General features: G+C 51.2%; 18 protein-coding genes and 3 pseudogenes. 16 read left to right on the top strand and 5 right to left on the bottom strand.

The window, feature by feature from the left end; all coding sequences use genetic code 11:
• Nucleotides 1-910 precede the first annotated feature (910 nt).
• Both CBW66_RS25810 and CBW66_RS25805 read left to right on the top strand, forming a co-directional pair.
• Nucleotides 911-1255: pseudogene (locus CBW66_RS25810) on the top strand (transposase); the annotation flags it as partial.
• A gap of 107 nt (nucleotides 1256-1362) precedes the next feature.
• A complete protein-coding gene (locus CBW66_RS25805) occupies nucleotides 1363-2781 on the top strand; it encodes a hypothetical protein (RefSeq protein ID WP_086140538.1) in 1419 nt (472 codons plus the stop codon).
• Between the two features lie 691 nt (nucleotides 2782-3472).
• Here CBW66_RS25805 and CBW66_RS25800 read toward each other — a convergent pair.
• Complete coding sequence (locus tag CBW66_RS25800) at nucleotides 3473-7273, bottom strand: hypothetical protein (protein ID WP_139841783.1); 3801 nt, start codon at nucleotides 7271-7273, stop codon at nucleotides 3473-3475.
• A 538-nt stretch (nucleotides 7274-7811) separates the two neighbouring features.
• Between CBW66_RS25800 and CBW66_RS28800 the strand changes: the two genes are divergently transcribed.
• On the top strand, nucleotides 7812-8072 hold the full coding sequence (locus CBW66_RS28800) for a hypothetical protein (protein WP_139841782.1): 261 nt from the start codon (nucleotides 7812-7814) through the stop codon (nucleotides 8070-8072).
• A 278-nt stretch (nucleotides 8073-8350) separates the two neighbouring features.
• Here the strand turns inward: CBW66_RS28800 and CBW66_RS25795 are convergent, their stop codons facing one another.
• From CBW66_RS25795 to CBW66_RS25785, 3 genes are all read right to left on the bottom strand, one after another.
• Nucleotides 8351-8788 (bottom strand): hypothetical protein, encoded by a 438-nt coding sequence (locus CBW66_RS25795; RefSeq protein ID WP_205701200.1) that lies wholly within the window; start codon nucleotides 8786-8788, stop codon nucleotides 8351-8353.
• 378 nt (nucleotides 8789-9166) lie between these two features.
• A complete protein-coding gene (locus tag CBW66_RS25790) occupies nucleotides 9167-11677 on the bottom strand; it encodes an ATP-binding protein (RefSeq protein WP_139841781.1) in 2511 nt (836 codons plus the stop codon).
• Nucleotides 11678-11925: 248 nt separating this feature from the next.
• Nucleotides 11926-14607 carry an AAA family ATPase gene (locus tag CBW66_RS25785; protein ID WP_086140535.1) on the bottom strand — a complete coding sequence of 894 codons (2682 nt, stop codon included), beginning with the start codon at nucleotides 14605-14607 and terminating at the stop codon, nucleotides 11926-11928.
• Nucleotides 14608-15239: 632 nt separating this feature from the next.
• Here CBW66_RS25785 and CBW66_RS29585 point away from each other — a divergent pair.
• Nucleotides 15240-15371, top strand: a pseudogene (locus tag CBW66_RS29585) (IS21 family transposase); the annotation flags it as partial.
• A 262-nt stretch (nucleotides 15372-15633) separates the two neighbouring features.
• Here the strand turns inward: CBW66_RS29585 and CBW66_RS25775 are convergent.
• Nucleotides 15634-16887, bottom strand: coding sequence for a reverse transcriptase domain-containing protein (locus tag CBW66_RS25775; RefSeq protein WP_139841780.1), 1254 nt, complete (start codon nucleotides 16885-16887; stop codon nucleotides 15634-15636).
• 1074 nt (nucleotides 16888-17961) lie between these two features.
• Here CBW66_RS25775 and CBW66_RS28790 point away from each other — a divergent pair.
• From CBW66_RS28790 to CBW66_RS28770, 12 genes and pseudogenes are all read left to right on the top strand, one after another.
• Entirely contained in the window at nucleotides 17962-18156 is a 195-nt protein-coding gene (locus tag CBW66_RS28790; protein WP_139841779.1) for a hypothetical protein, read from the top strand.
• A 654-nt stretch (nucleotides 18157-18810) separates the two neighbouring features.
• Nucleotides 18811-19167 (top strand): hypothetical protein, encoded by a 357-nt coding sequence (locus CBW66_RS25765; RefSeq protein WP_086140531.1) that lies wholly within the window; start codon nucleotides 18811-18813, stop codon nucleotides 19165-19167.
• A 347-nt stretch (nucleotides 19168-19514) separates the two neighbouring features.
• Nucleotides 19515-19811 (top strand): hypothetical protein, encoded by a 297-nt coding sequence (locus CBW66_RS25760; protein ID WP_139841778.1) that lies wholly within the window; start codon nucleotides 19515-19517, stop codon nucleotides 19809-19811.
• Nucleotides 19812-19902: 91 nt separating this feature from the next.
• A complete protein-coding gene (locus CBW66_RS25755; protein WP_086140529.1) occupies nucleotides 19903-20196 on the top strand; it encodes a hypothetical protein in 294 nt (97 codons plus the stop codon).
• Nucleotides 20197-20259: 63 nt separating this feature from the next.
• Complete coding sequence (locus CBW66_RS28785) at nucleotides 20260-20475, top strand: hypothetical protein (protein ID WP_139841777.1); 216 nt, start codon at nucleotides 20260-20262, stop codon at nucleotides 20473-20475.
• Between the two features lie 229 nt (nucleotides 20476-20704).
• Nucleotides 20705-20974 carry a hypothetical protein gene (locus tag CBW66_RS28780; protein WP_139841776.1) on the top strand — a complete coding sequence of 90 codons (270 nt, stop codon included), beginning with the start codon at nucleotides 20705-20707 and terminating at the stop codon, nucleotides 20972-20974.
• 162 nt (nucleotides 20975-21136) lie between these two features.
• Nucleotides 21137-21547 (top strand): hypothetical protein, encoded by a 411-nt coding sequence (locus CBW66_RS25750; RefSeq protein WP_139841775.1) that lies wholly within the window; start codon nucleotides 21137-21139, stop codon nucleotides 21545-21547.
• A gap of 631 nt (nucleotides 21548-22178) precedes the next feature.
• Nucleotides 22179-22397 (top strand): annotated as a pseudogene (locus tag CBW66_RS29580) (hypothetical protein); the annotation flags it as partial.
• A 58-nt stretch (nucleotides 22398-22455) separates the two neighbouring features.
• Nucleotides 22456-22668: a DUF3892 domain-containing protein gene (locus CBW66_RS25745; protein WP_086140527.1), complete on the top strand. Its 213-nt coding sequence runs from the start codon at nucleotides 22456-22458 to the stop codon at nucleotides 22666-22668.
• Between the two features lie 56 nt (nucleotides 22669-22724).
• Nucleotides 22725-24158 (top strand): cyclodeaminase/cyclohydrolase family protein, encoded by a 1434-nt coding sequence (locus CBW66_RS25740; protein WP_086140526.1) that lies wholly within the window; start codon nucleotides 22725-22727, stop codon nucleotides 24156-24158.
• A gap of 711 nt (nucleotides 24159-24869) precedes the next feature.
• Entirely contained in the window at nucleotides 24870-25286 is a 417-nt protein-coding gene (locus CBW66_RS28775) for a hypothetical protein (RefSeq protein ID WP_139841701.1), read from the top strand.
• Between the two features lie 202 nt (nucleotides 25287-25488).
• Nucleotides 25489-25758 carry a hypothetical protein gene (locus CBW66_RS28770; protein WP_139841702.1) on the top strand — a complete coding sequence of 90 codons (270 nt, stop codon included), beginning with the start codon at nucleotides 25489-25491 and terminating at the stop codon, nucleotides 25756-25758.
• Nucleotides 25759-26528 lie beyond the last annotated feature (770 nt).

Raw genomic sequence — 26528 nt, 5'->3', positions numbered from 1 at the left:
CAATGCGACTGAGCCACTCATACTAACCGGCCTTCACAAAATCCGGGGCGGTTCACTTCTTGTCCGATACGCGTGCGAGACTAGGACGAACGGATCGCTGTGTATTAACGTACTCCCGAAACATAATTGCGGGTGTGTTAGTCTAGGAATGACCTTCTGGCGTAGAGGGTAATCCTGGCGTTACACGTGCTCCGCCGAAGAGGTAGTTTGGTCGTTATTTGGCGCTCAACATGCAAGTGTGTTTTGAACTGTGACAACGCCCCTACCAGAAACTCGATTCGTGAATTTCTCAAGATGCTGATTTTAAACATCTTTTTCGTCGCCACGACAGAAATTTTCGCACCACTGTCACGCCGCCTTACTATTATAAATATCGCTCTGTGACATAGGAAGATGACCATGCGTGATGATGTACTTGACGTCTTATTGAGTGAAGGGCCCCAGCTAAGCGGCCAACTTGCCGTCGCCCTTGAAAAATGGCTAGGTATCACGCCGGCTGCTGCTCGGAAGAAGGTCGAACGACGAAGCACGGCAGTTCGCGAGTTGAAGCTATCCCCTGCCCCGCAGAGACTTCTGCTGCGCTCTAGCAAAAGCAGGCCGTCTCTAGCCATAACTGCCGGCGAAGGATGGTTTATCCGACCGAGGTAGCAGAGCGCCTGCTTCCGAACGCGATAGCGGCACAGTTGGCTACGATAAACTAGCCCGTCATCTGCCTCGTGGGCTCGGCCAGATCGGGGACTTGCGCGCTGGCGGTGGAGTTGCGATCACGGCCGGCGCGACATGGCATCTGACGGTATCACGCCAAAACAGAAGCTTGCCATGGCCTCTTAACCTCTACTTTTAGCACGCTCTAAAAAATGGGGGATTACCCGAACGGCACGCCTGGTTGCTGGCGGCTCAGCGGACTGTTGCCGCCGGCCTCGGCACGGCCAAGGCGGTCGACCAGCCGCTCAAGCGCTGGCCGGCGCAGGCACCCTATGCCGCCTTGGGCACGCTGCCGATCGACAACAACCCGTTCGAGAACGCCATTCGTCCCATCGCCATTGGCAAGAAGAACTGGCTGTTCACCGGTTCGGAACGGGCGCGCCGCCGTGCCGCCGCCATCCTGAGCCTGTTCGCCACCACCAAACTCAACGGCCTTGATCCGGAGCGATGGCTGGCCAGTGTCTTGGAACGTCTCCCGACGTCCCCCAAACAGCCAGATCGACTCGCTGTTGCTGTTCCCGGACTCGATCCAACGCTAAATACGCTGTAAAGATGGGGCGGCTGGACGCTTTCCTTGAAACCACCACCGCTTACGTTCAATCTAGGCGATAATTTATTTGTATCGCGCTAAATCTGTATGCACTGAGGGATCCCGACATGCTCCAAACCTTTCTGTACCCGTATGTCTCGACCTTGTATGGCGCCGCGTGGAACATACAACAAAACATGGAAGGACTGGGCATCGCGTCATCGAATTTCGTGCAGCGCGATCCACAGGGACATATCGTCAGTAGTTACTGGTCTCCTGCGCAAGCTGCCATACCGCTGCTCGGGATGCTCGCGCTCTGCAGCTTGGCGCTAGCTGTCCTGTTCCTAGTAAGCGGCTACGTCCTGGGCCGCAAACGCGGCGCCATGGGCGTAGCAGGCTTGCTTGCGCTGCCTGGATGCCTCAACCTGGTTTCGCTATGGCCGATGCTGCGTTATCTTCCCGATCAATTCGCCATCAGCGGAACCGGGATGCTGGGCGCTCCGCTCGGCTTTCTGCCGCTGCTCGCACTCGGTGTGCTGTTGGGGTGGTCCATAACGATCCTACTAGCCGACATACTCCCCTTGGGGGACCGGTTCGGTCACCTGTACGATCATTTGTGGTGCACTGCAGGCATCGTCGCTGCCGTGTTTTTCGTGGCTGATGCAGGCGTGGGCGAACACGCGAAGGAACTGGCAGAAAGTCAGTCCACGTCGCGCCAGGCCAGCAATTATTTGGCGCGTCAAACGGGCGCTTATGCGGCGTGGTGCGAAAAACATCAGCGCACCAGTTCTGCCTCGTGTCGCTGGGCTTCCGACGTCCAGCAAACCTTGCTGGACTACGCGAGCGCCCATGTGGCGATTTTCACAGAGTTCGGTCCGCGCACCTCGACCGATATATACGCGCACTTTCGTCGTCCCCTCCCGCCCCAAGAAGTCATTGCGATACGGCGCGAGATCGCCGCATACAATGCGGCGATGTGTCCGGTCAAGCACCTGGCGCCCGGCATCTCACAGTTGGCACCGCCTTCCACGGTGTGCTTGGGCACTCCATCTATGTACTGCACCGCTTTTGCTGACCCGCTTGATGGAAAGGTAGACAAGGAACACATCGGTCGGACGACCGCGCTGGCGAGCGAATGCATTATCCCGACGCTGGTTCGCCTGCGCGAGGAGCAACAAAGTCTGCTTGCCCTAACCATGGAGGATAAGCGCAGCAAACATTATCGCTGGCTATATTACGGGTTTTTCTGCCTGGTCGTTGGCGGAAAAATCGCCACCTCGACGATGAAGCTGTTTTCCATGGGATCGCGCAGCCGGACCGAGATCCGACGCACGGTGCAGCTGTTCAAGGATGCAACGCAGATGGTATGGGCGGCAGGGCGCGGTACGATGCGTGCACTCCGACGGCTTTGGGGGAGGGTGTCAGGCGTTTTCACGACGGCACGAAGCACCACGCGAAGACGGCGTGCACAGGCGCATGCCAGGCACACGATGCGGCGATTACGTGCGCTGACGCAACGGACCAAGCCAGCGCCACCGCAGCCGTGATAAGCGCATTTTAGGTAAGCGTCCGACCGGCCACATTTACACGCTGTTCAGGGCTGGGTATAGCCCGGAAACGACAACATGAATCGCCATCAGTAGCTTAGACCCTCTTGACTCATAGTTTTAAAACGACGAAAACCGATGGAGTGCTAGTACTTTGGTGGCCTGGCAGACTCCAGGTGTGCGATCTCGTAGCTGCATGCTCCAACGACGAGATCGGGGCTGGCACGTCTATCCCCTGCCCTGCAAAGACTCATGCCGCGTGCTAGCAAAGCAGGCCTTTCCTAGCCATAATCGCGGGCGAAGGATGGCTTAGCTGACCGAGGCAACGGCAGAACGCCTGCTTTTCCGCGCTTCAGCGGCACAGTTGACTACGATAGACTGGCCCGCCATCTGCTTCGTGCGCTCGGCCAGATCGGGGACTTTGCGCGCTGGCGGTTGAGTTGCGCTCATGGCCAGCGCGACATGGCACCAGACGGCATCACGCCACAACAGAAGCTTGTCATGGCCGCTTAACCTCTACTTTTAGCGCAATCTAAAAATGGGGGGATTACCGTGACAGTTTCCACGCCGGCTCATGTTTGCTTCCAGCCGAACCGAAGTCTAGAAATCGCGCCAGTCCTTGCTGGTGAACCGGCAACCTTGATCAACAGGATCGTTATGGCTCAGGAGCGTCAACAATGGTCATGGCGATTCAAAGCGTGAGTTTTTCTTTGGTGCTCATGTTCAGTAGCATGTGATAAAAAACGACATCATGATGATTGCGACGACGCCGCTCCATACCTACCCATATACTATCCGTGCTACGTAGTACATCAAGTGTGTTATAGGCCCCGTAGATTCTGGTGTAGCCAATATATTCTTTGGTAGCGATGAATTTGGCATAGCGGGGAACTAACGCGGAAAAATTACTGACATCACAATATGCGATGATGAACACGGGGCTAAGTGACTCATTGTCATATCCAAAAATTTTGTCTAAGTGCTCGGAGATGACGGTAGTGTTCATGAAAAATAGCCTAAAAGCTTCGAAGATGGCAATGCGATTGTTTTTCGCGTCAGTGATGTAGCCGTCGACTTCTCCCGGACTCTTGCCGGAAGTCGATTGCCCCCCACGCTTCTGGTCTCTCAGTCCAACGCGGGCCTCGGCCATCCGCTTGTCAAACAGCGATGTGAACCAATCGTTTATTAGATCCTCATTAGTGATGCGGACGTTTTTCTTGCCGCGCGGTTTCTTCGAGTGTATTTGTAGATTTTTCTTGCGAAGTAACAATTCGTGGGCTATTTCCAGCACCACATTTTTCAGATATTCGTGAGGCTGCTGTCCTTGCCCAACGATGGCCACATAGTCTTCAAACTCTTTGGACACTATTTGGCTGTAATGTTTTGTGAGTTGCACTACATTGCGTTGAGATTCCTCATTTATTACTTGGACGAGCTGGCTCACCGACAGATCGCGTGGTAAAGCTTTGCTGATTTCATCAATAAGATCATTGAGTCCCAGCCCCTCGGGTGTCTGCGGATTTAGATGGCAATAGCGAAGAGTGATTTGTTGGGCAATTAATGCTTCACCGCGTGCTATCAGTGCTAGACAATAGGGGCGCAGAATCTCGACTCTAGCCTGCTGGTCTAGAGTGAGTTTCATCCAGAATGCGTCAATCTCTAGCGTATCATGTAGTTGTCGATAGGTTTCAAGGATTTTGCTGATCCACTGGGGCGACATGTGTTCGGGCTCTATTTTCCGGATGTCGAGAAGGAACTGCAGCAAGGCATGCCGACGCTGTGTAGTGTCCCCACCATTTCCAAGGACCGCCAAGCGGCCATTGAACAACAAGAAACTGTGATTGTGATCTCCTGTTTCTTTGTGGAGAGCATCCATGATGCGAACGCATTTTTCCGGAGCGCTGTCACAATAGGCTGCAGCAATGATGTAGCGCCTGAAGCGCTCGCATCTTTGTGCTTGCGCACGCTCATCATGCGGTAGTTGAGCGTCGCCTTGGCGGCCGTGCGGTAGTGGTATCTGAGACGCTGATTCGGCAAACTCGTCTGGATTGTGCTTTAATTCGTCAAGGAGAGTTACAAGCTGCCATTCAAACTCATAACTCAGCCACGCCCTGCGAATACTTAAAATATGATGATTATTAGATTTTGCAAAGCGCTCGTCGGATAAGTATTCTTTCGCGACACCAATTAGTTTGCTGGCTAGAATGGTATGACCGGAATTCCATGCTGATATGAACGCCTTCTCAAGGCTGGCGAGCCCGAGGTCCCCGGTTTCGGATTGCTGCTTGGATGCAATCACGTCCTGCAACTTCTGAGCTCGCGCAATTACGGGGCAGTGTTCAAGTAGGACAAACAGTTGATCCAAGGGAATTCGGTGCACGCAGCGCTCAAAGAAGTCATCATATAGGCTCTCCTGGAATAAATTCGTATAGGAGCAGATCTGAGGCCACAGGTCATATTTATTTTCATAGAATGCTACGTCGAATAAGTAAGTGGCCTGCTCACGCGGGCCGAATCCCAGAGTTCGGACTATCTCGGCCACCCGATACGCTACGCGTTCCCAATATTTTGGATTTCTTTGTGGTCGTCCAACGCAGATTAAAATTTGGAGATATTGCCGTACCGCCGCACCGAAGGCGACATTATTTTTGTTCGAATAACTTAGTTGCGCCTGCCAGTCGCTACAATTACTCGATATTGTGAGGAGTTGGTTTACTTCGTCGCTCCCAATGAGCTTATGCCATGGGAGTGCGGCAAAGAAGACGCTGGGTTCCAGGTTATGTCGACCTCCTGCTAGGTTTTCCGTAAACTCGACCTTATAATAGTTTAGAAAGGCCTTCTTCAATGAGGGAATCAACGTTCCCGTTGGAACGATACCACATCCCTCAAGACGTTCAAATAGCCAAAATCCAACGAGATACCAATGGTTCTTCGGAGTTTGATAGCCTCTAGCTGTTGCGGTCATAGTAAGGGAGTGTATAAATGCCTGCCCGATTTGTATGGCTTGTTGATTTTTCAAACTATCTAACAAACAAAGTAGAAGCTGATACTCAGAGCTTTTCGGAAAATCGTTTTTTTGCAGACGACATCGGTTGCCCAGGAGTTCAACTATCCTAAGCAGGCGCTCACCACTGTCAAACTCCTCCTCGATGGTACGAAGATATTCATGGCAGACAACTTGATGATAGCCTTTGTCAAAGTGCTGAATGAATGAGTGGCTATCCCGGTGAGCACTAGCAAATGATTGCTGAGTCAAATAAAACAGGCCAATGTCGCAAGTAGCCGGCCGCGAAAGCAACCAGATCAGGTAGTTGGCACAGTCGTATTTCGGTAGCAAATTTAACATTAGGTGTTTCAGTATTGGTCGAGAAGTGGCCAATTCGAGCAATTCGTCAGAAATTCCGGAAGATATGAGTACTTGCCCATCAATTCGAATACTGTTTTCGATGGCATTGACCAGCATCGAGATGTAGAAGACATCCAAACCCCGCGAGTGTCTGAATTGATACATCTGCTGGACGAATTGCAGGTCATCAAAGTCATCAGTATTATAGGTTGGGTAGGCAGTATTCAACGTCCTCAAAGTTAATTTTTCTAGCTGGACGATCTCTTCCTGTTCTGAACTACCATTTCCTTCTGTATCAATGGTGACATGCAGATTAGATCTAAAAGGGCTGATAATGTTTGAAAATTCGGTCTCATTAAGTGATTGCTTCTGCAAGGTTTCAATTGGCAGACTGAGTGCTTCGTCCTGAGCGAGGTAAGTTATTAGTTGCCTATTGAATTCATATTGTTCCTCAGGCTCTAAATAATCAAATAGAATAGGCATTCCCCAATTACAGTTGACGCGGAGACACAAGATCCAACGAGCAAATGTTTCCTTGGGCTCGAATGATTCGCGTAGCACGAGCCAAAGGTAAGTACTGACCAACGAGCTGAAATTTTGGTCGCCAGGCGGTAGCATGAAGTGATCGTCTTCAATGCATAAGTTTGGAAGAAGCTCTACGATCGGCTTGCCACCAAAATCTGTTTCCAATTGCCTCTCCAAATCGCTTACCAGACATCTGTAATGCGGCCGGATGTAGCCGTTGTGGCCAGAACTGATTTCCTTCAAGTGTTCAATGGCTCTGATCAATTCGGTTAAACTTGGATCTACGCCGTCCAAGTTTCTTGGAGTTTTGCAATGGACAGTGCACCAGCCTGCATAAAATGCCACTAACCCGTATTCTTCAAGTAACGATAACGACAGGCTCACCCCCTCAAACTGATTTGTGCCGAGATCATTCGGCCAACGTTGCTGCCCAGCAAGTACAGCAGCTACAGTTTTTCGGTCTAACTTAGGGGTGGCAAGGTTGGCATGCGCCAGAAAAATCGACAATGCCTTAGCTTCGACGTGATCCGAATACGAGTAAATTTGATGTCTTTTATTTTCTGTCGTGTATCCAGCTAAGATAGATTTGAGGTGCCGCCAGTTTTCTGAATAGTTCTGCATTAATTTTTTTATTCCGTCCCGATTGATGTGCCGTGTATCAAGGCATCAATATTTATGATGTAGACCAAGCCAATTTACTTTAATGTTAGTTTTTGGATTATGAAAATTTATAAAATTATCATAAGTCAAAGTAATTCGATAAAATCTGTTATGTTATCAGACTAGATTCTCGGCCTGTTGAGCTGCAGTTTTAAATCGCCATAATTTCACTATGCGTTCGTGAACTGCGTTAAATTAATTGACCAGGACCAGCTTGCTGTTAAATCTGAGGGTGTTGCGCACCGCAGGATATCTTGAGCCTTCCGAGAATAACGAGGGCGAAGGATTACATGCTAGCCTTCCCTTGCTATGAAGGGCAGAGAGAGATGTCATATCCGACTGATGCAGTAGCAGAGCACTTGCTTCTGGATGCTATAAAAGCATAGTTGGTTACGACACACTGGCCTATCATTTGCTTAAATGGCTTGTCTGAGATTGCGTTACAACAAAGGATAGGAAACTCAGTGGCCAGCACACCTTCGATACTATTTGTGCCAGTATGGAAGTTGAAAATCATCTGGCGCGCCTCGATATCAACAAACGAATGGCATGGTCAAACGGCGCAATGGCCGTATCTGGGAGCTATTGCAGCAGATCGGATTCGGAACTCTGGTCGATCCGGAGCCCTTCCGGCTCCACTATTCAATGGTTTACAATCATCACACTCCACAACGGGCCATTGGCGCAAAAAACGCTCATCCAGACACTCAAAGAACGGCAGGAAAAAGAAGCCGAAACTATTCGTGAAGCACGTTTATGATCAAACGAGACTGAACACCTAGCGGCAGCACGCCGAAACTGGAGCTTACTTTGGCCGCAGAGCCCCTACTTATAGTGCGGTTCAACAGAGTATTGCATTGACCAATTGAATCCCCATCCACCAGTAGGCCTGTTGTCACGTTTTCCGCCGATTCATGGATTGCGAACAACTAATAGCGATGGTAAACGGCTCCCGCGTGACTGTTGGGTTCGACCGAATAATAAATTAGAAATGATAAGTCCGCTACTGCCGGAATAACAGCTACTATTTCTTGGTAATCAAGATTTTTTCAATACAACTCGATTGTTTGCGGCACTGACAATTTTATACTTTCGTAACTTGTTCAGTGCGCTCACACCCCCGGCTGCTACAGCAATTGATATTGCGGTAGCTGTTGCTCCGGCCCCAAGAATGGTGACTGCCGCTCCGGCGCTAGTAAAAGCGAAAGCTTTAGTCACAACTTGTGTCGTGGGTTCTGGAACTGGATACAATATACCAACAACTGCAACCATGATGGCTCCAAATGCTACGAGCCATGCAACATTTCCAGTTGCTTTAATCCGTACCACTTTCTTGCCGAGATCACCCTCAATCTCAATTGTATCCTGCCCATTTTTAATTGCTTCGCCAAGATCTTTTTCGTTATTAATTGCCAAAGAAATCCCCTTAATTTTTAGATGTATTCGAATAATGACGTGGTCGAGTTTGTTGTCCAAGTTAAACCAATTAAACTCGAAAAATGAGAGCGCACAAGGTGATGATCTTTAATTAATAAAATTCAAGCATCCCCTGATCGCTATCGCTAACGTGCACACAAGGACGAAGCTTAGTGAACGCTTCTGACCAAACCCCGCCGATGCCCAACATGATAGCAGTTCGCTCAACTGAGAAATACTCGTAATCTCACAACACCTAGGTGCGACCTATTTTTTTGGAGGATAAGGAACGAGAGTGAAAATTCCTCTGGAGTGGCATGTGCCCGGCTCCCAATGCAATTCTTTTYAGTGAGAGATGGGAATCAGGCTCCAGATTCCGCTGAATGTTCATCTAATGTGGCGCCACATAGGACGCCGCGTGCAGCATTGTTCACTCGGTCATCGAAATTGATCCGTGAGCCGTTTCGCTTCTTGCTGTTCGCCGATCGACATGGAAGAAAAAAAAGGGTCTGCAGTCTTCAATATTTCACGAGCTTCACTGGTCCTTCCCATGCGACCAAGAATAAACGCGTGCAGATAGCGCAAGGGGATGATGTGGTGAACCACATTATGTACAGTCGCAAGACGAGGCAACGAATCACCTGCCAAGGCCAAGGCTTGCGGCAACTCACCACGGCCCAAATACTGGTAAATCAGGTCAATTCCGACCCGTGCTGCTGAGTCCCATGAGCCTGTGATCTCGAAGAGTCGAACAGCAATCTTGCGCTCCCCTGTGGTTGGCCTCTGCAACTCTTCGTTAATCCGCGCGAGTAAATCAAAACAGTCCGCTAGATGCTTGCAGTTGTCAGCGTATTCTTGGTCTGCTCTAATCCTCCTCAAATATGTCTCTGGGTTCGACATCAGCTCGACGGTATTGATAGCAAGAATTGATACATATTCTTTCACAAGAGGTGTAAGCAGTTTTTCTGCGTTTGAAGGTTTCGATATCTTCCAGTATGCGACTGCGGCGTTATACGCGAAGACCCGACGATATGATGCGTTGTCGGGCAATAAGGCATTTGCGTCGTCGATCAATTCTTCGACGCGTACAACGTCGCGTATGGATGCAAAATAATCCAAACTTTTCTGCATGAACACGAGCCGCGAGCGGGCATTATTCAGTCCTTCATCAAACAGCCTTTCCATTTGAATCAGTAGTGGTCCAACGGCTTCTTTTGGCCCATGCCTCTGCCTGTGATATAAAACCGCGTCAAGGCACTCAAATCGTACTTCCGCTTCCAACTCGGTATCGGTTGCTGCGCTCTCCAGCAATGGCCACATCTGGGGAAACCCTGCGCCCTCGTGAAAAGCCTCTTGGCTACCAAAATCAGCAAGTGATGCAACCTCCTGAAGATCAATCAATAGTTTAACGAATAGCGGGAAACGCTCTTTTCCATCGTCATTTCCGAGGGAAATTTCAATCAAATCACGCAACAGAGATTTTGCACGACGTCCTGACTCAGCATCTTCGAGCAAATATTCAGTCGAGATAGGTCGTATAGCGTCGTGCACTTTACTGCGCTGGCTGCCGTAGGCTTGCAAAAGACCGCTTGCACGGAGCGCACGAAGTTTGCGCACAACAGCAAGTTGATCAAGCGAAAAAGCTACCGCAACGTTAGCAATTTCTTCAGCCGTGAGGGGAACATCGGAGAGACTCGCACATGCGAGCACCTGCTTAGATGGGATGTCGAGTCCATTAAAAACACCAGCCAACAATGTATGTTGTCGAGTGTGTACGCTTAGCGCCTGGCCCTCGAAAGCATCGCAGAACGCATCGAGATCCGAATGGTATTCTTGCTTAGCAACGGCAATGGCACTGCGAACGTAGAGCGGAAGACCTGCGGTAAGAGCTCGTATTCGGTTCGCGGTGGCCAAGCTCACCACACAATTTTGAGCGAATGCTTCATATCCGATGGAGTCGCCGCTCCATCCAAGTAACGTCTCGTGCTCCACATCTAACGCGGCGCTCAATAAGTCCAACTCTGCCGTCGGCTGCGCTAGAAAAATAAGCTTCAAATTTCCCGCGACGGAGCCAATTGTTTGCGCATCCTCGGCTCTTAGTTTGTGAGCGTTATCGATCACAATAGTGAAAGTATTTTGCCTCCCTGCTAAATTGGAGGCCACCAAGCGTAATGCCTCTTCAGCTGATACAGCGCCATTCGCAACTGCCTGTCGTACCGCCGGTGTATCGCCCAACCAGTGTGCAGCTAGCTCCCTAGCCAGGGACCGAATAATAAATGAGGTAGGAACGTCCCCAATATTGAAGTAGGCACATGGTCGCACGTTCATCAACGCTGCTTGCGCGGCCCACGACGTTTTACCGGCCCCCGAAAATCCTACGATGAGGCGGATTGTGTCATCGGTAATGAAAGCGGGTTCATTGTCCTGTGGTCGGTAATTCAGGGGCGGAGACGGAAAGTCGTGAACTTGGTGCACGAATTGTTGCAGCATCTGCGCTGCCGTTGCTGCCGTGATTTCATGGCGCTTGAACTCACCAAGGCCTCCGGCCATTCGCATCATTGCGCCCGCCAGGTGCTGCACCAAGACATCAGGGGCGACCATGACAAAGGGGAGCCTCTCAGCTTCTGTGACACACCAGTTAAACGCTTCTTCGCTGTCTGCCCATACCGGCGGCAAGCCTTGGAGGGGATGATTCGGCTTTAAAAAACGCACATCTTGTGCGAATTCTGCAGCAGCGATGCGTGTGGCCAATACGGGCCCCGCATCTCGGTTCACTGCCAGCACAAATTCAGGCTCACCTGTCCTGCCCCCGGGCACATGAAGACCACGATAGTGATCGAATCGAGTCAGCGCGGAAGAAATGTCAGAAAACTGTATGGGGTCCGAGCGTGTTTTGACTTGAACATATACGTAGCGACCGCTGAACTCCAGTTCCAGATCTTCATCCAACTCTACCCTCATACGACTCCATTCAAGCCGTTGTAGCATTAGTAAACAAGCTACTCCGTATAGATGTTGATAGAAAAAACCTCTGTGCGTCGCTTCAATCCGGCGCAATTGGGCCGGATCTACTACGTCTAGTGTTTCAAGTGTGGTCTGCGGCTGTGTCATAGAGTGAAGATCGTTGGTGTGGAGGTCGAAATAGCAAGTAACTACAGTGAGACCTCTAGAGAAACGTTGATTAAAACAGGTACTAATCATCCCAATGCTTTTTTTCTCTTAGCTGTAAGCGCGCTGCGTTGACTCTCATAGAGTTTACGACGCGCCTTAGCACGTTCAATCAAGTCAATGACTTGGTCTATGTCTGCGAGCAGTTCGTCCCGTGATGGAAGAGGAAGTTGGCGCTCAGCAGGGGTATCGTGTGCCTCTGTAGCCTCGCAAGCCCTTGCGTAAATTGATTGAAGCAATTCCCACTCGTCATAAGGATGGCCAACTACCGCACCAAATGCATCCACACTGACGACGTCGCTAAATGGCTGAACCGTATTGTTCAGGAAGACCTCGCGAATACCTCTTTCAATGGTGCCTCTTAGACTGGTGTAACTTGTCGATATTTTTCGTTCGATCTCATCACTAGGGTAAGCGCTTTGATCAGTTCTAAACTCCTTGGTTTTCTCACGAAGTTCAGCCAATCTCGCATTTGTATCTTTCATCGTCCACGTTAGTCCGTCTTTGACTAACCCTGGTCCATCGTCCCAACTGACAGTCTTGTAACTTGCCGCACAACCAGTTTGGCTTATCGCCATCGCTAGTTCTGACAGAAAAACCGCATCGTGAGTGAATACCAGCACCTGGCGCTTGGAAGACATGTCGACTAGGCGCCGTGCAATGGCCCGACGGTAACCATGATCTAATGAGGTAGAGGGGTCGTCGAACACGACCGCCGAGGAATGAGCTTGCAACTCAAGTTCTGCGAGGAACATAGCGAAGCCAATGGCACGTTGCTCGCCTTCGGAAAGAATCTTGGACGCTTTAACTGTAATATCAGTCAGTCGAAGAGTAAGCTTTGTCATGCCTAGATCAGTACGCCCTACCAATGCCGGACGGACTCTCCGGCGGTAACCCAAGGCTTTGAGCTCAGCATTCATGGCCGTAGCTAATTCTTCAGTCACATATTTCGCTGCAAGTGTCGTCAGTTTGCGTGAAATGGATTGTGGGTTTAAGGCTGCATAACATTGATTTAAATTTCTTAGAGTCAAACTATCTTTGATAAAGCGTTCGACTGCCTGATGATGAACCGACAGTAATTTACGAGCTTCCAACTCTGCCAATTCATTAACAAGGGATTGACGTGCGAGGGGATCGCCTGAAGCAAGTATGGTTTTAGCATCTGCCCGGAGAGATGCGGCGGCTATCATCAAAGCCCCATCTAGATCAGATTCTATTGCCAAAAGACTGTCAGAGCTATCCATCCAAATGCCAGACTTTAAAACTTGCATCATCCATGCATGCCGCACTACCCATACAGATGTTGCTTGTACTATCGTTACGTGGAGCTTAGGTAGACGCTCTTCTACGTCGGCAAGTGTCGGGGCATCAAGAATGTGAAGATCCACTTCTTTGACCTTTGCAAATGCAGCCAAACGCGCCTTACTTGCGGTGTCTGCTTCAGAAGTTGTGCTGTTTGCCATGAATTTAGCAAAATTCCGCATGCGTTCAGCAGCCGTAGCCGAGTACGATTGTTGGCAGAGCACGCAATGTGCATCGGGATCGAGATACGGGAAGGTCTGCTCAGAATAAGCGGAATGATGAGAAAACGCTTCGGCGGCACGATATAATCCCTGCCAAATTAAGCCGCCAGTACCTTCTAAAAGGGGCGCAATATCCGTTGTTCCTTGCGTGGCATCTTCAACTTTTGCGTCAAGTCCTTTGAGTTGCGCTTGCGCGATAACCATCGCCTCATGGGCCACTCTCTCCGCATCGATGAGTTCCTTCGCACGAGCAAGTGCTTTATCACTCACCCAACGTTGTACGCCCTCTACGCGCTGCTTTGCTTGGTCTAATCGGGTCGCTAGACGTTCTAATTCTGCAGCTTTAGGACCAGGATTGCTTTCCATTAAGGCTTGTTTAATAAGCGAGATCCGTTGTATTTCTACATCGCTAAGCGAACTGAGTCTATCAAGTATTGCACGATCAGAATTTTCTCCTAAAGTGTCAATGAAGCCCCCTACTTCAGTATCGCCTTTCAACGATGAAAATTGGTTGATATTTAATGAAAGAGCACTACGTTCGGCATTAATTTGAGCCTGCATATCTCGTTGCATCGAGGCCAAACGCGTTACCTGAGCCAACCCGTAAGGTTGGAAAGATGTAACGCCTTCAGCATCAACGTAATCGTTCGCACAGGCTACGTCATGTACTAATATAGACCTTAAGTAAGGATGTACCGGTGTATCTTGGATCCAACTCACGGCGTGAGGCAAATCATCAACTAATATTGCGAACTCAGCAGAAGGCGTGCTTGGATTCGGATCGGCTGCATTAGGAAGAACAGCTACTTTATGGCGAGCGTTGCAAGCATTTTTCAGAACACGTGCGTAGCCAGATTTACCGGCGCCGTTGTGTCCAAATAAGATCGTCATACCGTCGGGATGCAGAGAAAATGAACGCCCAGATGGAAAACCGTTAACCTGATTCAAACCGGATAAACCGACCAACCTCACAGTACTAGCCCCCCCGGCGCCAGGGATGTCCTCAGCTGTAAACTGCTTAAAATCAACTGGCGCTATACCCAGCCCATCTTCCGAACGAATCATCTGCAGGATGGTGTCTGTATCCGATGAAGAAAGCTGGGAATTTGAAAAAATCAGGCGTAGTGCTTCCTGCTGCCATTTTTTCAGCCCGTTGCACCATCCAATTATTTCAGTTACTAACTCCATGCCAAACTCCTAATCTGATGACTGATTAAGGAGTCTGTCATAACATACGGAAACAAGCTACTAAGAATATTTTTTCCGTCATCTTTTTTAAATAAATAGCGAAGAAATAAAAAAATAATCATTCCAATCGCCTGAAATGCGGCTTTTTGTGGGACTTGGAGCAGCTTGTTGTTGAAGCGGTGACGTACGCGCCGTTACTGCCCCTCTTATGCCTGGTCCGGACACGTCTGGCTGGTGTGGTACGGTGGCGTGGCCGGTAACATCGCCGTTCCGTGTAATCTGATCACCAAGCCGATGGCGACACTCACTCCATCGCGAGAATGGCGCGGTTCAGCCCCGACTTTTGACTGACCTTCTTGCCCGGCTGGCCGCATCAACCAACTGATGAACCAGGTGCCGCCTACATCGCGACCAGGTGCTGCGTTGCTAGTCGATCTTGCGGCGACGCCGGCAGATGGTCGATCAGGTCCACAACGCCGGCGTGGCCGGCTGTTGACTATTACCCTGTGACTGCTTCGGTAACTGTTGCGTCACCCATGCGGGTCGCCCGTGTTGCCGGATCAGATCCTGCAACGCGGTCGGCCGATCAGCTCGCAGTCTTTCGCCTATATGGCGAAGGCCTCAGACGACAGATACCAGCCAGTGTGCTGCATTGTGAGATCGTCGAGCGCGGGTACCAGGGCGGCCTGAGCCAGCTGCGCGCTCACAGATCCCCGCTGCGGCCGAGGTTGCCGCCCGAGCCCGAGGCGCGTTTCGAGACGGCGTTGGCGTCGACAGTATCACGCCAAAATAGAAGCTTGCCATGGCCGCTTAACCTCTACTTTTAGAGCGCTCTAAAAATGGGAGGATTAACCCGTGGCATAGCTCCAAGCACTGCAGTCTTCGTATGAGTCGCGCGCAAGAGCGGGCAAGTCAACTGGTCATCATGCCAATCAGTTATCTCTTTGTGATGGCTCCACGCCTGTCCCCCCCCCGGAAGACCTTACATCACATTTGAACTTACAAATGGATACTTGAATACGCTCATCATTTGCGAGGCAACCCCAGAAATGCTCGCGCATCAGCTCCGATTTCTGTAAGCTTAATCCCAAGGCCCGCGCCATAGACGGTACGGAGCGCCTTGTGCTCGGCCTTTCTCAGTTCGAACTCAACCTCATCAATATTTGTGCACAGATCGTAGGCTCCAAGGTACCCATCCCGCTTAGCGGCGATTGACTGGCCAAGCGTACGGAGGGTGATGTTCCTACTCAGCAGCTGCTTTATATTGCTAAAGCCGAGAAGCTCCTGCTTCAACCGCAACAACTGTGCATCTGCCAATCTCAACTCATAACGGCCGGAGGCCGGTGCGAGTTCGAGTCCCAGGAACTCAGCCGGCTGATCGGGCCGATAAATGACCGATTTTGACCCGGGGCCGAGCGCAGGTACGTCTAACCCGATGTTGTTGAATTCGTCTTTGCAAAAGGTTGCAACCTGGTTGCATTCGCTTTCATCCGTGCAAAGGAAAATCAGGTCATCTGCATAGCGAACAGCATGGGCCCCTGACAACTCAACTTTTTGGTCAAAGTCGACCAGGAGCAAGTTCGAAAAAAACGGCGATAACGGCATTCCTTGACGCACCCCTAGTCCTCGCCTGATACCCAGTTTGGCGATGTCGGTAGTCACGGACCTACTCGGTGAGTCAACTTCGCAATCCAAGGCCGAAAATAGCAGACCGTGCAACGATCGTTCCTTAATGAGCTTTTTTATCGCCGACCGTAAGTCTGCACGAGGTATCGAGTCGAAGAACGAGGTAATGTCTGTCTTATATACCCATGGTCGCCGGTTTCGCGCTGTGCACGCAATTCCAGCAGCCATGTGAACGCTACGGCCTTTGATAAACCCGAAGCTGATGTTATTGGCCAGGCGTCCTGCGTACTTATCAGCAAGGTAATCGACCAGAGCGCCTTGAACAATTCGATCTCGTACCGTTGGAACGCAGATCAAGCGCTTCTTGCCACTTGGCTTTGGCACCAGATAGGGCTTTAGCGATGAAAACGAGAAATTCTTGTCCCGGATATCCTTAGCTAGACGAATCAGATTGCCTTTGGCATCCAGATGAAAGTCATTGATCGACTGGCTGTCGATACCTGTGGTGTTTCGGGAAAGAGGTTTGGTCTTCTTATAGAGATGCTTCCATACACTGTTCAGCCTCGCATGGGAAAGCACTTGGACGTATGCATTCGAAGCCATTTCAGGTGTGCCGCCGGCGTTGAAGCCCCCCGAGCCAGCGGAAAAAGCCACCGTCGGCAGAGTCTTGGCTGAGAGCCTCTTGCGAGTCGTCCAAGCCGCTGACACCGCCGCTAACGCTCACGCGATTGCTCGCCTTTGCGCCATTTTGCCGCATGGTAACGTGCAGCGCAACCTGCATAGATGCATGAGGTACACCATTCACCCAACCACCAGCCGCCGAAATGCGAATCATACTCATATGCATTCTTATCACCCCAAGTTCGCTACAACAATTGAACAAAAAGCACGCAGTAGAGGCGATTAAAAGCCATCGCTTCCACCATGAAGGGGCGGAAGAAACGTTTTCACGTTTCGACGTTCGCGGCGCGCCCGCGCCTGTGCTCCTTGGCTGCCCCGCACGTTTCTTATCCGCCTTCCCAACTAAATCGGGAGTAGAAGACGAAGTACCACCGCTGCCACCGTCGGCAGAGTCTTGGCTGAGAGCCTCTTGCGAGTCGTCCAAGCCGCTGACACCGCCGCTAACGCTCACGCGATTGCTCGCCTTTGCGCCATAGGGCCGCATGGTAACGTGCAGCGCAACCTGCATAGATGCATGAGGGTGCTACCGCCACGTGATTCTACATCAGTTACCTCATCAATGGTCTTAAGATAGATTGAGGCCGGCTTATCCATCCGAATCAGCCCGATTGGACTTCATGGTTTTCAGATAGGCAACATGGTATCCTTGGGAATAAGGATCGCTTAAGCCATGTATGAGCAATGGCAGACGCTGGCATTGTGATTAGCTAACCGCGGACGCATCTGCTGCCACCGTCAAAGCCGCGTCCGATGCTGGCACGTTGACGGTACAAGACTCCGACCAGTCCGTTCAAAACAAGCTGGTCTGATCTAGGAAATCACCCAGCAGCACCCATGGCCGCGCACGAAGCGAACCGCCGCAATGAGAAGGTCAGCACGATGCTAGCCAGTGAGGATAATAACTTTAAGAAGCATTGGAATATGGTAGCGGAGCGGTGCGTGTGTGGATGTCGGAGGCGGCAGGCTTCCCCTCCCCCCACGACGCGCCCGACCTGAGCGAAAAGGTCAGCAGAAATTTGAAACCCACTGTAACGGACGGGAAATAATATGAATCATCAACCCCATCGTCGCGCAAGTGACGAATATAGAAATCGAGTGGATGCGGCGCTCAAAGCACTGGGTTTATCCAACTTCACGCAGTCCGAATCTTTAATCGTTGACGACTGGTCGTGTCTCGACTTTATCGCAGAGGCGTGCGCAGAGTCCATCGCAATTGATCGCGCGACGCTGGCAGCCACGTGATCGCGGGAAATATGGCAAAGGACAATTACGTTCTGTCCCGAGAAATCGTATGCATCGTTGGTGGTGTTCGTTACTCTGGATTTATGTTGCCAAAGATGGCATTGTAACTGTGGATTGGGACCGCTTTACGAAGTGGAATCAGGCAGGTGAAAACGCCCTTGAAACCGCAAGGCAATTGCTTCGCGAACTCGTTCACAAACATCAAAAGGAAGCCCGGAAAAGTGCGCGCCCCGTGAGCGCCCGCCAGCCGGCCGGCCGCCGGCGACATCGAAGAAAGGCAGAACAATGACTCTGAAGATATTGGAAGCACAACGGACGCGAACGCCTCATACCCCAATTGCTAACGGCAAGACCGCAATGTTGCTCGGGGGCCTTGAACAGGCGAAATTTGAATGTGGATGCGGTCACGTCTTTACCGCTTTGACTAGCCAGTCACGCCTAGACGGCGGATTCTTCTTCCAGAGTAGCTCCGGGGTCACAGCTGAGTGTCCATCGTGCAAAACTACAGGACAACTTGCAACCGAGGACTACGACGACGTGCTTTGAACGCCCTCGGTCTGAAAGGAAGGTAATAGATTCGGCCTGCGCGGCGCCGATGTGGACTTTGTGATGTGATAGCGCGACCAAGCCACGGTCAACTAAGGAGCCTGAAAAATGTACAACATGGAGAGCCTGGCCGCAGCCGAGGCAAACCTCAAGGACTGGAACAATAAGTTTTCGAATGACAGCAGCAATAACCCGAACAAGCACCTGTCGCAACGTAAAAGCGCCGCAAGAGAGGTGCGCATGATTACGGCTGAACTGAAGCGCCTGGGCATACTGGAAATGTCCGAGGCTGAAAAGCTCGATGCGGAGCTGGACAGACTGCATCCTAGCGCCCAATCGAAATCGATCGTGACGCACAAAGGCCGCCAGTATCAGGTGACGTACTTCCCAGTCGAGAAAAGCCGGTCTCGCAATTCCGTTAACGAATGGGGCCATCGGTGGACGGCGCTGCCGCAGGAGGAATAAGCTGATGAGCATGGCCAAAGTAACTTGAATAGGAAAACGCGCCCTGGGCGCCCGTTTGCTGACCGGCCGCTGGCGCAAGGATAAGCAATGAAATACGGCAAATGAAATGGATGTGCCTTGCGGTATTCTTGCCGAACTTCTTAGTATTGCTGAAGTTCGTCGGCTTTGACAGGTTCGACCGCCGCAGTTCACCAGCCCGAGTGTACTTTTGTTTGATGCTCGCACTACTGGTTGTAGGTGCAATCGAATGACTAGCCAACTGGACATTAGGTTCGCATCTGGATTAAAGGAAAAATCCGCGCCACTTGACGCGGCCGTAGCGGCCGGATGCCGAGGAGAGCATACACATGTCAGGCAAAATGGAACGCCACTACTTTGAAGAAAAAAAGGAACTGGCAATCGAAGGCGTACAACACGCCAATCGTACATCGGCGGAAGTTTTAGGACTGTTGAGTTCGTGGAGTTACGAAGTCCCCAATATCGTTGATCCAGCAGCAGTGCACGAACAGATTAGTGTTGCCAAAGCTCAGCTCGACAGCGTGCGGCGCAATTTTGAAAAAGTCCGCTGGGCGTCCGTCAAAACAGAGCTGGAATTCAATGACTGGCTGGTGCAGCACGGCCATGCCGATTTGGTTATCGGTTAAGACGGAAAACGCCCAGCAGCACTTACGGCCGCACTTGATGCGACCTGTCGCAACGAGAAGGTCGGCACGATGCTGGCCAGCGATGAGAATTATGAACTTTCAGAATCAAGTAAGTATGTATTCGCGCACACAGGCTGAAATTGATGCGGAGCGACAGGGCCAGATCATGGTATATCCGTTGGCGACAAAAACAGGTAACGAGTGCTTCCCGTGCCTCGCTATCGAAGTTTTTCGCACTGGTCAACCATCGCAAAAAACATGGTTAGACCTGCGCAAGCTAGGACGGCACTTTGACACTATGGAGGCTGCTTTGGACGCGGCCAAGAAAGTCAAAGTCATCAGCGTTGACGAAGCTGGCGATGTGAAGTGGGAATGGGCGGAATAGGAACACCGCGCTCTGTGAGCACCCGCCGCTAGCCGGCCGCTAGCGATTCAATGAAGGAGTGATATGACTGTATTGCGCAGCTGGGCCATCAAAGGCGATGACGGAAACATTTACACGGTTGAGGAATGGGAAAGCTCAGCCATTCGTGTCAACCGTGGGAAAGTTCCAAGCGGCATAGTTGAATATCTGCTTGAAGATGGAACGGATTTGTTCGACGATACGCCAGGCCATTGGGAAACGTCTACTGGCGTTCTATTGAAACAACCAGATGACCGGTAAGGTAGATCTTCTACCAGGTGGCGCACCATCGTCACCGATTTAATACCACGGGAAACAGCAGCAGCATCCATACCAGCCACGAGCTGGCGATGTCAATGAGAAAGTCGGGTGCAGTGCGTGGCTGACAAGGAAAATCGCCCACAGTAGCATCCAAAGCCGCGCTAGACGCGATTTTGGCAGTGAATAGGGCTGGGCGCGGTGCCTGGTCAGGATAGCAGGGAAGAATTCAATGACATCTGATTACGTAAAGCTTCGACTGAAACAAAAAGCTGAGCTTTATCCGACCGGAAAATCGAACGAGCCGGTCCTAGAACTTTGCCGTAAGTTTGCAAAGGAGGCCTCTATCGCCGGAACATCATTGGCGTTTCAAGAGTGGCTCCGCAACTATGTCTCGCCGGCGCAGCAAGGTGCAGCCCGGCGATATCTGGTTGGCCGGTTGCCTGCGATTATCCTGAACCAGTACCTACCGGCGCAGAGCATTCTTGACCCTCTGGAATAGGCTGATCAGTTACAAAAAATGGGATGCCAAGAATCCTACGTGGAAGGCGGAAGTGCAACAGGCGGCTTTTGATTCCACGCAGCTCTGCGAGGTCGTAAATCGTTTGTACTACTCGCTGCTTGAGTATTCGCGCCGCTCGCGCAAATGACCGGAAAATTCTCGATGAAAGAGATATATAAATTTGTAGCGGTGGTGGCCCAATCAAAGTTAACTCTTGCTCTGCTGGTTGTCTTTTGCGCTGCCAGTTTCGCATTGGGTCAAAAGTTCAAGGACATGAACCTATTTGCTGCCTCAGGTGCCGTCTTGACGGTAGGAGGTTTGCTGTCGCTAATTCGCTTCACGACCCTTGATAAATTGCTATTGCAGGAGACGATGATCGCAAACAGTAGCGGCCTAACCGGGCCACCTGTTCGTGAAGAGGAAGCGGTAGCAATCGAAGCTAAATGCAGAGCAGCAGCTCGGACTCGAATTAGTGCTGAATTGCGTAGCGAAATCATTGGTTTGTCGCTGACAGTGATCGGCACCCTCATTTGGGCTTATGGTATCTATGTACCCCTTCATCTCTTCTCGTGAAGGAAATATGATCCCCTGAATCGCCACGTGAATCGCCAAGAATTCACTAGACACTCGCAAGTCGTTTGAAATGCGGCTTTTTATAGGATCGGGGGCAGCTTGTTGTTGACGCGGTGGCGCACGCGCCCTTACCGCCCCCTAAGCCGGACACGTCTGGCTGGTGTGGTACGGTGGCGCAGCCAGCAACGTGCCGCCGTTCCATCTTGTCCGCGAATTGCCGCCTGAACTAGCCTCAGCCCTGGTCTAGAATAGCACGGTGCAGCCCCTACTTTTGGCGCACCTTCTCGCCCGGCTGCCCGCATCAACCAACTGATGAACCAGATCTGTGTCGCTCGGTGCTGCCTACATCGCGACCAGTTGCTGCGTTGCTAGTCGATCTTGCGGCGGCGCCGGCAGATGGTCGATCAGGTTCACGGTACCGGCGAGGCCGGCTGTTGGCGATTCCCCTGAGACTACTTCGGTGACTGCCGGAAACGCTGCACGGCATTGCCGGGCAAGGCTTGATCAGTAACTATGCCCAGCGTGGCAGCTTGACCGACCACCCCGTACGAATGGTTTGCTATCGCCTATGTGTGTGAGGCCGGGTTCGGATAAAGCGTTGTTGTGCAATCACATCGAGTCGCGCGATCGCCTGAGTAAATGGCGCTGGGTGGTCGAACGCACCCTGGGCTAGCTGCACCTCTTCCGCCGATTACGCATACGCTACGAATGCCGTGCCAATATCCACCGGGCGTTTCTCTCGCTTGCCTGCATACTCATCTGCTGGCGATATATTCGGAGGATGTGTCAGGGTTCTCTAAGCCTCGACTTTCTTCTTGCATTTTCAACACAGATTTTTCCAAACAGGTAGACTTGTCACAGATGAGACGGCTAGTACTTGTTCATTTACTCAATGGAAAGAAATTGCAATGTCAAAAATCATCGGTAACAATGACGGCCCAGGTGGCAGGAACGAAACATATCAAATTGGTGCGCGCAAAGAAGTGTCACGTGCACAAGCTGTTCGCGAAGTGAAGCAAGGACTGCATAAAGATACGCATGTTGTCACTATAAATAATCAGGAATATGTCCGCGACAACCCGGACCGCTCCAAAGCAGACAACGTTAATCGGAAAAAATAGTCTATGCGCATTTCAGAAACTATGCATCTCGTTTGACTGTTTGAACAGGAGGTTCCGTGCAACCGCCGTATCTCTCACATTCTACGAAGGCCCTCCTTGACGAATTCGGTGCTGGAAAACATGTCCCTGGCGCGGGCAGTGCTTCCGCCCTCAGCGGGCTCTTAGCCGCTCAGCTGGTTTTGACGGTTTGTAGGCTCACGCTTGATAAAGAATCGCATCGCGACCATCACGCAGCTTTGCTGGCAATTACCCAACGGCTCCAATTTTTCTCAATTCCTGCGCTTGAGAAGCTTCTGGAGCGTGACGCTGGTGCGTTTAATTTGGTCTACGCAGAGCGAATTGCAAGAGACAACACATCTAATCCGGCACAGAAGCAGTACCACATCAATGCCGAGCACCGGTATATGAAAGCAGCAGTCGCGATTCCCTTGGAGATTGCCGGGATTTGCTCGGAAGTCGCGGACGCGGCCGCCAAAGTATTCGAAGTTGGATTGCGCCATATCAGGGGTGACTCTGGTGTCGCGCTGAGCACAGCCGTATCGAGCATACTCTCCTGCGTTTTCGTCGTAAATCTGAATTTGAAAGACTTCAAGAGGTCGCACTGGTCGCTGCAACGGCAGGCGGAGTGTGACGAGTTACTACGAAGCGTTTCGGCGAAATTTCAGGCAGTACTTGGCAGCGCTCGTAGCTTGCGGGCAGAAGCACTGCTTGCAGCGCAGCAGTCCGATGAGCCTGAGCCTCTGGTTGGATTCGGAACACGGGCAAAGCAAACATACTCTGATGAGGAAATTGAGGACCGTGCCAGAAGACTCGGCCTTCAAATGTGGCAGAGGAGAGAGCAAATTTGGGGCGCACTCCAAGCTCCTAATAACCCGATTAAAGTCTTAGACCCAGAGCGCGCCCTTGGGACCCTCGGCTACAGTTACGAACTAGCTGACGCGCTTGGTACGGTAAGGCATGGAGATAGTTCTTATGAGGTTGCTGGTATCTTTGAAGCGCAGCCCGGCCTGGTAAGGGTGTCTAGTCAAATGTTGCCAGAGATTCGCTTATTCACCGCAGCGCATGAGTTAGGCCATGTAGTTCTTCACCCACATCTGAGAGAAGCGCATCGAGACCGCCCTCTAGACGGCTCTGAGAGAGCTCGTGACCAACTGGAGCGAGAGGCTGACAAATTTGCTGCCGCGTTCTTGATGCCCGGGAAGCAAGTTAGATTAAGGTTTTCGACAGCCTTCGGAAATGCGCCGTTCCTCTTAGATGAGGCAACCGCGTTCGCCTTGCAGATGGATTTGGCAAAGCTCAGGAAGAAATTGAAGACGCTGCGTGACCTCTCTTTACTGCTTGCCCGCGCCGAGCGGTTTAACGGGAAAAATTTCAACTCCCTCGCAAAGCAATTCAGCGTCTCCGTAACCACAATGGCGATTCGTCTTGAAGAACTTGGCTTGGTGGGCCTCCAGCATCAGCCATCATCGACATCCACATTGGCTAACTAATGAGTCGAGCTCCGCCGTGGCACAGTCACATTAGCTGCGTATGTCTAGGATGCCACGTCTGGGTTCATGTTAGCGATGCCGAGAGTCGCCACCAGTAGCTTAGCCCCTCCTGATCCATGGTTGTTGCAAGATGAGAAACCGATGGTTCGTATTGGGCATGGGCGTCCTGCAGGGCACCAGGGCTGCGATTTCGTAGCTGCCTGGTCCAACGACGATATCGTGGCCGACCTGCCTATCCCCTGCCCTGCAAAGACTCCTACCGCGCGCCAGCAAAAGCTGCTTGAGCTTCGGCGGATTCCACCATGAACTTTTCCGTGGCTAAACCTCAACGTCAATCCCAGGTTTCGCGGGGCGCGGCTCAATCGATTCGAGTTCTTTTTCTCATCATTCCATTYTGCAATGATGCATTTAAGTTAAAGTGTTGCGTTGAACGATKGAATCTGCAGCCAGCAGCAGACATTTAGATTTATTAGGGTCGTGGTCTCTGCGCAATACTACATGGGATTTTATGGACCAAATTCAGTTGTTACGAGATAAAGTGGCGCGCTGTGACGCAGTTCTCATGACCGTGATCGATAAAGGGCGACCGCTGCAGCCAGCAGCAGACATTTAGATTTATTAGGGTCGTGGTCTCTGCGCAATACTACATGGGATTTTATGGACCAAATTCAGTTGTTACGAGATAAAGTGGCGCGCTGTGACGCAGTTCTCATGACCGTGATCGATAAAGGGCAACAGCAATATATCGGCAAGGTTGAGAAAGTATATTCTCGTCGGTTTGAGGGGCCTGACAGCTATGACGCCGCTCAACTGTCATTTGTCGGGTCAACGGGAGCCTGGGGAAATCAAGCACTTGTGAGCGGTGAGCGAGCTTTGGTATTCATGAGCTATCTTTCGAGCTCAGAGCGATATTATCAGGACCATTGGCACGGGCACTTCACGGTTGTTTCGATTAACGGAGAGCAGTACGCCGTGGCAAACTGGCACTTAATTCAATCCGGAGAGCGATCTTTGGGACCTACATATTTGAGAGATTCAGCTTTTCTGCCTAATAATGCGAAGCCTTGGCAAGTAGCGATGCCATATGCACTGTTAGAGCGACACCTAATTGAAGAGCTAAATCGATGAACGGTACTGCAGGCCGCTATCGGCCACAAGCGGTCGCTGACTGCACTCGTGCTCATCTTCCGTCATTCCCATTCAGCAAATAACTACTGACATGCTCAAAACTTTTCGTTGTATAGTTCTTCCGTTTCTAGCGTTTGCGACGCTATCCGCTTGCGATGTGCGTGTTAAATCGGGACGCTTCGACGAGGATAGGACTCTGGCCTTGGCCGGCGTTGACAAGTACCGTGGTCTCTACGAAAAGCGAGACTACGAGCGTCTGTATAACCTGGGTTCTTCTGCGTTGAAAGCAGCCGTACCAAAAGAAAAGTTTGCCGCAGCAGTCCAAAGTGCAATAGCTCAGTACGGAAATTACATGTCCTCTGCTCTGCTGGGGGCTTCATGCTTTCCAAATGAAGTCCGATTGGCTTACGACACCGAGTACGAGAATGCGAAGGTGCGAGAGCTGATGATTTGGTCGGCGAGTGGTAGCTAAGCTGAGTTGACAATGTACCAAGTTCTGCCAAGCCAGGACGAATTTTACAAAGAGTCACAAGTCGGCTGCCCCGTTCAGTGACGAACATCCGCAATGGAGCGGCACCAGCCAATCACGGCAACCGGCCAAAAGCAGCCGCTCGACTGGTCTGACACGATCGAATATTATGCTACCCCATCAGTCCATTGGGCTAGCCCCACGTTGCGTGTTTCAGCAGCCAACTACTTAAGCATTAGGTTACCGTTCAGATTATGAATATCAATCCTCGACACGTAATTTGCGTCCTTCATCAACAGAACACGCCCGTACGCCAGATAAGCAGTCAGTTTTCTGGTTTTGATTACGATGTCRATTTCTCGCAGGACGTTGCAGACCCRAGAATGATGTCTTCATTTAAGGCGTGGGCGGATCGAGTCAGCCCCTCCGTCACTACCGACGATTGGCATGCAATCGAGGCACATTCGGCAGTGAGTTATATTCTGTCACCACGAATGACACCRGAAAACGCTCTCACAGTGTCCAGACAGACATTGGCCTTGGCAGCTRCGCTGCTACAGGCCGGTGCTTTCGCAGTCAAAGGCGAGAGTTCGGGAATAGCTCACGGCCGAACCCATTGGCTGGAGCTCGATAGCTATACCTCCAAGTCCCTGGAATCCGCTCTGATCCGTGCTTGGGTCCAATATCCGATATCCGATGACTGCTTCTACTATTCGGTGACCGCTTCTACTATTCGGTGGGTATGCACCTGCTGGGCATGCCTGACATCGAAT

It is taken from the genome of Janthinobacterium sp. GW456P (assembly GCF_002127655.1).
Taxonomy (GTDB): Bacteria; Pseudomonadota; Gammaproteobacteria; order Burkholderiales; family Burkholderiaceae_D; genus Janthinobacterium.
The sequence above is the reverse complement of the archived record's forward strand: the minus strand, read 5'-3'. Positions and strand labels throughout refer to the sequence as shown.

Coding starts and splice junctions, on each gene's coding strand:
- CBW66_RS25805 (WP_086140538.1), top strand. CDS start 1,363: ATGCTCCAAACCTTTCTGTACCCGTATGTCTCGACCTTGTATGGCGCC.
- CBW66_RS25800 (WP_139841783.1), bottom strand. CDS start 7,273: ATGCAGAACTATTCAGAAAACTGGCGGCACCTCAAATCTATCTTAGCT.
- CBW66_RS28800 (WP_139841782.1), top strand. CDS start 7,812: ATGGAAGTTGAAAATCATCTGGCGCGCCTCGATATCAACAAACGAATG.
- CBW66_RS25785 (WP_086140535.1), bottom strand. CDS start 14,607: ATGGAGTTAGTAACTGAAATAATTGGATGGTGCAACGGGCTGAAAAAA.
- CBW66_RS28790 (WP_139841779.1), top strand. CDS start 17,962: ATGAATCATCAACCCCATCGTCGCGCAAGTGACGAATATAGAAATCGA.
- CBW66_RS25765 (WP_086140531.1), top strand. CDS start 18,811: ATGTACAACATGGAGAGCCTGGCCGCAGCCGAGGCAAACCTCAAGGAC.
- CBW66_RS25760 (WP_139841778.1), top strand. CDS start 19,515: ATGTCAGGCAAAATGGAACGCCACTACTTTGAAGAAAAAAAGGAACTG.
- CBW66_RS25755 (WP_086140529.1), top strand. CDS start 19,903: ATGAACTTTCAGAATCAAGTAAGTATGTATTCGCGCACACAGGCTGAA.
- CBW66_RS28785 (WP_139841777.1), top strand. CDS start 20,260: ATGACTGTATTGCGCAGCTGGGCCATCAAAGGCGATGACGGAAACATT.
- CBW66_RS28780 (WP_139841776.1), top strand. CDS start 20,705: ATGACATCTGATTACGTAAAGCTTCGACTGAAACAAAAAGCTGAGCTT.
- CBW66_RS25750 (WP_139841775.1), top strand. CDS start 21,137: ATGAAAGAGATATATAAATTTGTAGCGGTGGTGGCCCAATCAAAGTTA.
- CBW66_RS25745 (WP_086140527.1), top strand. CDS start 22,456: ATGTCAAAAATCATCGGTAACAATGACGGCCCAGGTGGCAGGAACGAA.
- CBW66_RS28775 (WP_139841701.1), top strand. CDS start 24,870: ATGACCGTGATCGATAAAGGGCAACAGCAATATATCGGCAAGGTTGAG.